This window comes from Rhodoferax sp. (assembly GCF_014859475.1).
In the GTDB taxonomy this organism is placed as follows: Bacteria; Pseudomonadota; Gammaproteobacteria; order Burkholderiales; family Burkholderiaceae_C; genus Rhodoferax.
Genome location: NZ_JACUUE010000112.1, coordinates 1 through 7,943, shown reverse-complemented (window position 1 = coordinate 7,943; position 7,943 = coordinate 1). Strand labels below are relative to the sequence as shown.

9 protein-coding genes and 1 pseudogene are annotated in these 7,943 nt (G+C 62.2%); 2 read left to right on the top strand and 8 right to left on the bottom strand.

Features of this window, described 5'->3' with window-relative positions:
• Positions 1-193: 193 nt before the first annotated feature.
• Both IBX54_RS10160 and IBX54_RS10155 read left to right on the top strand, forming a co-directional pair.
• Positions 194-772 (top strand): CDP-alcohol phosphatidyltransferase family protein, encoded by a 579-nt coding sequence (locus IBX54_RS10160; RefSeq protein WP_367141829.1) that lies wholly within the window; start codon positions 194-196, stop codon positions 770-772.
• Positions 769-1,569, top strand: a complete 801-nt coding sequence (locus IBX54_RS10155) for a DUF3047 domain-containing protein (protein WP_296542540.1) — start codon at positions 769-771, stop codon at positions 1,567-1,569. Before IBX54_RS10160 ends, IBX54_RS10155 begins: the two co-directional genes overlap by 4 nt.
• Before the next feature lie 135 nt (positions 1,570-1,704).
• On the opposite strand, the gene selD is transcribed toward IBX54_RS10155, so the two are convergent.
• The 8 genes and pseudogenes from selD to IBX54_RS10115 all read right to left on the bottom strand — a co-directional run.
• Entirely contained in the window at positions 1,705-2,802 is a 1,098-nt protein-coding gene (gene selD, locus IBX54_RS10150; RefSeq protein WP_296542539.1) for a selenide, water dikinase SelD, read from the bottom strand.
• 114 nt (positions 2,803-2,916) lie between these two features.
• Positions 2,917-3,135, bottom strand: coding sequence for a hypothetical protein (locus tag IBX54_RS10145; RefSeq protein WP_296542538.1), 219 nt, complete (start codon positions 3,133-3,135; stop codon positions 2,917-2,919).
• The gene (locus tag IBX54_RS10140; protein WP_296542537.1) at positions 3,132-3,347 is read right to left on the bottom strand and encodes a cysteine-rich CWC family protein; all 216 of its coding nucleotides are present in this window, start codon (positions 3,345-3,347) and stop codon (positions 3,132-3,134) included. The genes IBX54_RS10145 and IBX54_RS10140 overlap by 4 nt, the downstream gene beginning before the upstream one ends.
• A 46-nt stretch (positions 3,348-3,393) precedes the next feature.
• Positions 3,394-5,991, bottom strand: a complete 2,598-nt coding sequence (locus IBX54_RS10135; protein ID WP_296542536.1) for a DEAD/DEAH box helicase — start codon at positions 5,989-5,991, stop codon at positions 3,394-3,396.
• Between the two features lie 55 nt (positions 5,992-6,046).
• Entirely contained in the window at positions 6,047-6,304 is a 258-nt protein-coding gene (locus IBX54_RS10130) for a hypothetical protein (protein ID WP_296542535.1), read from the bottom strand.
• Complete coding sequence (locus IBX54_RS10125) at positions 6,301-6,696, bottom strand: hypothetical protein (RefSeq protein ID WP_296542534.1); 396 nt, start codon at positions 6,694-6,696, stop codon at positions 6,301-6,303. Before IBX54_RS10125 ends, IBX54_RS10130 begins: the two co-directional genes overlap by 4 nt.
• 221 nt (positions 6,697-6,917) lie before the next feature.
• Positions 6,918-7,814 (bottom strand): DMT family transporter, encoded by an 897-nt coding sequence (locus IBX54_RS10120; protein ID WP_296542533.1) that lies wholly within the window; start codon positions 7,812-7,814, stop codon positions 6,918-6,920.
• A pseudogene (locus IBX54_RS10115) lies at positions 7,811-7,943 on the bottom strand (L-glyceraldehyde 3-phosphate reductase); the annotation flags it as partial. The pseudogene IBX54_RS10115 and the gene IBX54_RS10120, both read right to left, overlap by 4 nt.

Here is a 7,943-nt window from a genome sequence, read left to right as displayed (position 1 = left end):
TTGCATGCATCTAGAGCGACGCCCCAAATGATGAAAGCGTACCGTCATCGCGAGCCCTCCGAATCGGCCCGATACCGCACACGGACCTTGAACAGAGACCTCGTCATCGCGAGCGTAGCGCGGCGATCCATGACTTCCGGGTGCATGGATTGCGTCACTTCGTTCGCAATGACGCTGTTCTTTCACGTTAAGCATTGCCCCCTGGATCCAACGCCTGGCGCGACAGGCCAGCCGCCAGGGCCTGTCGGCCAATCAGCTCACCCTGATTGGCTTTTTGCTAGGCATTTTTGCCGCAGTTCTGATTGCCTTTCAAGCGTATCTTTTGGGCGCCATCGCGATCCTGGTTTCGCGGCTGCTCGATGCACTCGATGGTGCCGTGGCACGGTTGACCAAGCCGACCGATGCCGGTGACTTTTTGGACATCGCGCTCGACTTTGTGTTCTACGCCAGCATCCCGCTGGCCTTCGCGTTCAGCGACCCGGCAAGCAACGCGCTGCCGGCGGCGGTGCTGCTGGCCACATTCATTGGCACCGGCTCGAGCTTTCTGGCCTTTGCCGTGATGGCGGTCAAGCGCGGCTTGCGCAACCTGGCCATGCCCAATAAGTCGTTCTATTTTCTGGGCGGTCTGACCGAAGCCAGCGAAACCCTGATCTGTTTCATGGCCATGTGTGTCTGGCCGGCGCTGTTCATCGAGCTGGCCTATGGCTTTGCCGCGCTCTGCGCCATCACCACGGCCACGCGCATCTGGTGGGGCTGGGAGGCATTTCAGTGAGCGCACCGTTTCACATTGATGGCGAGCGAAGCAAGGCCTCGCGCAACCGCCGGGCTCAGACACCTTGTTTCATCGCCAGCTGTGCCTTGCTGTTGAGCATGCAAAGCGCTTTCTGTCAAGCCACGCCAAGCGCAGCCCTGCCTGCCTTGGCGCCCTTTGCCGCATCAGGCGGCGCAACGCTGCACCCTGCCTGGCACTTGGGCGGCTTGCCCGACAACAAGGCGCCGCTCAGCGTCTTTGAAGCGACCACCCTGAACGGCGAAACCGTGCTGGCACTGCGCACCCAGGCCTCCTACGGCGTGCTGACCCACGCCTGGCAGGGCCAGGCACCCGAATTTTTAAGCTGGCGCTGGCGGCTGGAGCAGCCGCTGCGCCAAGCCGACATCAAAAGCAAAGCTGGCGACGACATCGCACTCAAGGTTTGCGTCATGCTGGACCAACCGCTGGCCGACATTCCCTTCCTGCAGCGCTCGGTGCTGGCCCTGGCGCGCTCGGTCAGCGGTCAAGACCTGCCCAGCGCCACGCTGTGCTATTTGTGGGACAGCCGTTACCCGGCGGGCACCAGCGGCAACAACGCCTACAGCGCGCGGGTGCGCTACATCGTGTTGAATGGCACGGAGACCGCCACCGGGCAATGGGTCAGCCAGCGCCGCAATATTGCCGCCGACTTTGCTCTGCTGTTCGGCCAGGAGAGCGCGGCCTTGCCGCCGGTCACCGCCGTAGCCGTGGGGGCCGACAGCGACAACACCCAGGGCAGCAGCCTGGGCTACCTGGCCCAGTTGCGCTGGGAGCCGTGAGCCAGCCTTACCTGGCCTGATAGCGCACACGGACCTTGAACAGCGACTGCGTCATCTCGACCGAAGCGTGGCGATCCATGACTCCCGGGTGCACGGATTGCGTCACTTCGTTCGCAATGACGACGTTCTTTCACGCTAACGCAGCGCCAAACTGGTCGAGCCATTGAAGGCGGCCATTTCCCCGATATCCGCCGCGTCGGCAAAACCGTGCTCTTTGAAAATCGCCATCACCTTGTCAACCGCTGACGGTGCACAGCTCACCAGCAAGCCACCGCTGGTCTGCGGGTCGGTCAGCAGGGCTTGCTCGACCGCCGAAAAACCTGCGGGCAAACTGACCTCGTGGCCATAAGCGGCCCAGTTGCGCCCCGAGGCACCTGTGACGCAACCCTGCTGCGCCAGCTCGCGCACACCAGTCAAAAACGGCACGTTTTGCCAGTCCAGTTGCGCTGTGCAAGCGGCACCGCGCGCCATCTCCAGCGCGTGGCCGGCCAGGGCAAAACCGGTGACGTCGGTCATGGCGTGCACCCCGTCGAGCGCAGCCAGCGCCGGGCCGGGCGTGTTGAGCTGGGTGGTAACACGCATCATTTCGGCGTAGCCTGCGGCGTCGAGCTTGTCTTTCTTGAGCGCCGCCGACAGCACGCCCACACCGAGCGGCTTGCCCAGAATGAGGCGGTCACCCACGCGGGCGCTGGCATTGCGCTTGACCCGGTCCGGGTGCATCAGGCCCATGGCGACCAGGCCGTAAATGGGCTCGACCGAGTCGATAGTGTGGCCGCCGGCAATGGGAATGTTTGCAGCGCGGCAGACACTGGCGCCGCCGTCAAGAATCTTGCCAATGGTCTCGGCCGACAGCACGCTGATTGGCATGCCCACCAGCGCCAGCGCCATGATCGGCGTGCCACCCATGGCATACACGTCGCTGATGGCGTTGGTGGCGGCGATGCGGCCAAAGTCATACGGGTCATCGACGATCGGCATGAAGAAGTCGGTGGTGGCGATCAGCGCCTGCTCATCATTGAGCTGGTACACCGCCGCATCATCAGCGGTTTCAATACCCACCAGTAGTTCCTTGGGCATCGGCATGGCCGTGGTGCCCTTGAGGATGCCCGACAGCACGCCGGGGGCGATCTTGCAACCGCAACCGCCACCGTGCGACAGGCTGGTCAGGCGCGGCTTGGGGCGCGCAGGGGCTGCCGCAGGGGCAGGTGTGAAAAGTGCGTTTTCAGAGGACATGGGATTTGCCACGCGGTGGCGGGTTGATTGATCGGTCAAACTGGGATTATCCATTTGGGGCACCCGGATTGCACTGAGCAAAGCCCAAAATCAGAACGGTCTCGACGGCCCCCGTCAGCGCCCAGTGAACTTGCGCCACAGCCGCACAGCCAGCAGCACAATGGGCGCGCTGTGCAGCAGCAAATCAAAAATATCCAGCGGTTTGACCAGCGTGCCTTGGCTCAACATGCGCAGTTTTTCGATCAAATGTGGCTCCGGGCTGATTGGCGCCATGGCCATCCAGACAGCCAAGGCGATCAAGATAGGCAGCGGAAATTTGTCGAGCCAGTTCATGCTGTGTCGGCTTTCAAGCAGGCTGCGCACAGGCAGGCCACACCCCGCGCAGCCTCCGGAATCTTGTTTAGCAACTCGGCGCTGAACTGCGCCTGGGTGCACCAGCAGGGGGGCTGCTGGATGCCGGTAGCCGCCTGCACCTCCATGGCGCATTGGTTGGGCTGGCCACACAACGGGCAGTGCTGCGGATTGAGGGCTGGAGTGGATGTCATGGTGATTGCCGTGGGAGAAAGTGGGCGCTATTTTAAGAACTTGCGGCTAGCGCAACCACGGCTCAAACGCCCGGGCCAGCTGTTGTAACACAGCCGGGTCAGGCAGCGGCAAACGCACGCTGGCCTGGCCGCTGACCGGATCACGCTCGATCTGGATCGGTGGCATGGCCGGGCCAGCACCGCCAGCCGCACCGCGCGACGTTGCCAGGCCTTGCAACAGGGCCGCACCGGCCTCAAGGATGGCGGCCCACGGGTCGGGCTGCGGACTTGATGGGGCGGATGGCGTGACGCTGCGCGCTGGCTGGTCTGGCGTTTCGCCCAAGGGCACTGGCACCCCAAGCGCATCAGATGGCAGCGCCGGACTGGCTTCGTCATGTGCCGTTGCTGCAAAAAGCTTGCCAGGCAACGCGCTTGGCGCTGCTTCAGAAACCTCCACCACTTCGACTTTTTCGGCGCCCGCGCCAAACTGGCCCGCACCGCCGCCCCCGCTCACTGCAGCCCCTTCATCCACATCAGACGCTGCGTCCGCCTCGCCCACCGCCGCAGTCACTTTCTCCACACTTTCCATGAACTTGGACAAGCGCGTGCCTTGCATGAACACCTCGTTGGCGCCGCCGTCCAGCACCCCGGCAAACAAGGACTTTTTGAACGCCAGCACTCCAAGAATGCCTTCTTCAATGCTGCCCTGCCCGACAAAATTGATCACCTGAACGCCGCGCGACTGACCCATGCGGTGCACCCGGCCAATGCGCTGCTCCAGCACGGCAGGGTTCCACGGCATGTCCATATTGACCACCACGGCGGCGGCGTGCTGCAGGTTCAGGCCCACGCCACCGGCATCGGTGGACAAAAACAGGCGGCAATTGGCATTGTTGTGAAAGGTATCCACCAGCGCGCCACGCTTGTCGCCCGGCACGCTGCCAGAAAACAGCACATGGCCCCAACCGCGCTCTGCCAGGCGGCGCTGAATCAGCGCATGGGTGGCCAGCCATTGGCTGAACACCACGGCTTTGGCACCCGGGTCTTCCAGCAGCTCGTCGAGCACCGTCATGAGTTCATCAACCTTGTGGCCGTGGTCGGTTTCATGGTCGAGCAAATAGGTGCTGTTGCACACCATGCGCATGTTTTGCAGGGCGCAATGCAGGCGACGCTGGTCGGTGTCTGACAAAAAACCGGTCTTGCGCCAGCGCGCCACGATGCGCGTCACAGTTTCACCGTTTTCATCATGGTGCAGCCGCTGCTCGGGCGTCAGCGGCACAAAAATGCGGTTGTCCACGCGCTCGGGCAACTGCGTCAGCACCTCGGCCTTGCGCCGGCGCAGCATCACCGGCGCCAAGGTTTTACCAATCTGATCCAGGCCACGGTAGCCCACCACGCGGCCCGACTCGTCGCGCTGCTGGTGTTCGTCCAACAGGCGCCAGGTGGGGCCCAGCCGATGCTGGTCAACAAACTGCACGATCGAGATCAGCTCTTCCAGCCGGTTTTCCAGCGGTGTGCCAGTCAACACTATGGCATAGGGGCTGACCACACGCTTCAAGGCCCGCGCGGCGATGGTGTTCCAGTTTTTGATGCGCTGCGCCTCATCGGCAATCACCAGGTCGGGCGCCCAAGCGGCAATCAGGTCGGCGTCGCGCGCCAATGTTTCGTAATGGGTGATCTTGCAAAACACGTCTTCCTGGTACTGCGCCTGGCGCTTGTTGCGCAGGCCGTGAATGACCTGGGACGGGCGCTCGGTAAAGCGGGCAAACTCGTTTTGCCACTGGTGCTTGAGCGAGGTCGGGCACACCACCAGCACCCGCTGCACACCAAAGTGGCGCGCCAGCAGCTCGGCGGCTGCAATGGCCTGAATGGTTTTGCCCAGACCCATTTCGTCACCGATCAGGCAACGGCCGGCACGCGCCGCAAACAGCGCGCCTTGCGCCTGGTACGGGTAGAGCCGGGCCTTGAGGAGCTTGTTCAGGCCCTTGTCTTGCGCACCCTTTGGGTAGGCTTTGGCCAGCACCGTGTCACGCTGTAGGGCATCCAACTGGCCCGCCACAAACTGCCAGACATCGTCGTAACAGCGCAGCTCGTGGCCGCTCTCTTGCGCCACCTGCAGCAAAGCCTGCAGACCCGCGTACTTGTCGGCGCGCAAGGCCCACTGCGCGTTGGCATCAAACAACTGCAGCGCCTGCGCCCGCAAGGCATCCGGGCAATCGGTGCCCAGGCGCAAGCGCACCTGGCGCTGGCCCGCATAGTCAAGCCAGATCTCGCTGTAGCAGGGCTCAAAGCCATGCTTTAAAGCCAGCTTGCCAGCGCGCTTGGCCTGCAATCTGGCCAAGGTGAATTCGATGTGTTTGCAGGTGCCCAGGTCATTGGTCGCGAAGTCCGGGCAGGTGCAAAAGTTTTGCCCCAAACCGGCACCCCGAATCGCCACACGGTAGCTGGAGCGGGTGGCCGGGTTATTCACCGCAAAGTCAGAAAAAACAGGTTCCGAGCCCAGGTTCTTCAGGCCAAAAGACTGTTCGCGACCAAACTGACGGCGCAGCGCTGTTTGCCAGTCTGCCGTTGGCAGGTCGGCTGGTCGGCGGGTGCGCGACAGGCGGGGTTCTGCAGCTTTGGTTTGTTTGGTTTTTTTGGTGGCTGGTTTACGGGTGGTGGGCATGGTGGCGGGTCTGGTGCGTTGGGATTGCGGTATTTTCAAGTATCGGCCATTGGAATCAAATACCGGGAGCCTTTGCGCCGCGCCGAACTTGCTCAATGAGCAAGTTCAAAACAATGTTTTGCACAGCGGTATCGGCGACTCGCTCAGCGATTGCTTCTGGCAAGCGCGCGTCGCGATTGACCAAAAAAGCTTGGTAGTCACGAAGCAGGGTGATACATGACGCCTCGGCGCGAGGCAGTTGCACCGTTTCTCTGCGCATTTCCCGGATCGCCACATCGGCCAGGGTGGCATGGGGTGCAGAGGGCAGGCTCACAAATTCAACTTGCTTCTTGCCACGCACAAAACGGACGCCGACATCATGGAGGTCGACTGCACCTCCGCCACCCCATCGGCGGGTACTTCCCGTGCAATCCAGTTGTCTCCCACGCCCGACACTTTGAAGAAGTCTTTGTACGAGCGAAACAACAGCGGCTCTTGCGTGTTGAGCTCGACCGCCAGTTGCACAGCCAAATCTTGCGGACTCACCCCACCTTTGCGTTGCGTCACGTTTTTGTTGACGATGGCCTGCTCTTCCTTGCTGCGGGTTTCTTCGAAGAACTGACGCAGGTAGTCGTACAGGCGATTGATCCACTCGTAGCGCTCCTTTTTTGTTTTCACGCCGAGCAGTTCAAGTACAGCGTGATCGAGTATTCGGCGATCGGCCATGTCCAGTTCGCACTGATCGTTGAGATGGGTGCTGGATTTCCCTCTGTCCCAACCCCCTTCTGTATGCGCCTGCGCTGGGTGGGTTTTGCGGGATCAGGGGTCGCGATTGTCTGAGGCGATCGCCGAGTCCGAGCGACTCCCCCGCAAAACTCGCCCAGCGCAGGTTGCCTGGAGCGCAAGCGGAAGGTCGCAGACAGTAGGGTCTCCTTTCTTTTGCTTACCTATTTGACACGGGTGCCCAGCCAGGCCGCACCCACAATTAACACCCCCGCCAAACCCACCGGCCAGGTCAGGGCGCGGTCGCTGACCCACAGCAACAGCAACGTGGACAGCAGCGGCGTCAGGTAACTCAGCAAGCCGATGTGACGCGCATCGCCGGTCTTGAGCGCCTTGTCCCACAAAAAGAAGGAGCCTCCCAAGGGCCCCAGCCCCAGCAAAGCAATCAACGCCCAGTCGCGCAGGCTCAAATCCACGCTGGGCTCCATCAGCGCGTGGCACAGCAGCGCCAGCAAGCCCGAAATCCAGGCAAAGGTGCCAATGGCTGCGGTGTCGAAATGCGGCACCCGGCGCGTCAGCAGCGAGTAGGTGGCCCAGATGACTGCCCCTATTGCAGAGGCCAAATAACCCCAGAGCCATTCAGCCTGAAACGCCATTGCCGCACTGGCCGTGCCGCTCCCGGCGCTGAGGTTCGGCTCGGCACTACTCAGAATCACGATCACCGCACCGGCAAAACCAATCAGTCCGGCCACAATGTGTTGCCAGCGCATGACCAGCCCCGGCAGCAGCACCGGCGCCAGCACCACGATCAACAGCGGCCACAGGTAGTTGACCAGGTTGGCCTGCACCGGCGGTGCATTTTGCAGGCCGACAAAGAGCAAAAAGTGGTAGCCGAACAGGCCATAAACACCCAGCGCCAGCGTACGCCACGGCACCCGCCACGCCGCCAGCTTGAATTTTGAGAGCGGCAGCGCAATCAGACCGCCCACCAGCAGCGACAGGCCGGTCAGCAAAAACGGCGGCACATGGCGCAAAGCAACCCCGAGCGCGGCCAGGCTGCTCCACATGACAATCGCGCCCAACGCCAGCAGCTTGGCGCGCGCAGAAAGATCGTGCTTCAAGGGCGTTGGTCGGTGGAGGGCTTTTGCCACAGGTTGATGCCGCCCTCGACCGCGTGCTGATCAATGGCTTGAAACTCTGCGGCGCTGAATGACAATTGGCGCAAAGCGCCCGCCAGCTCGGTGATTTGC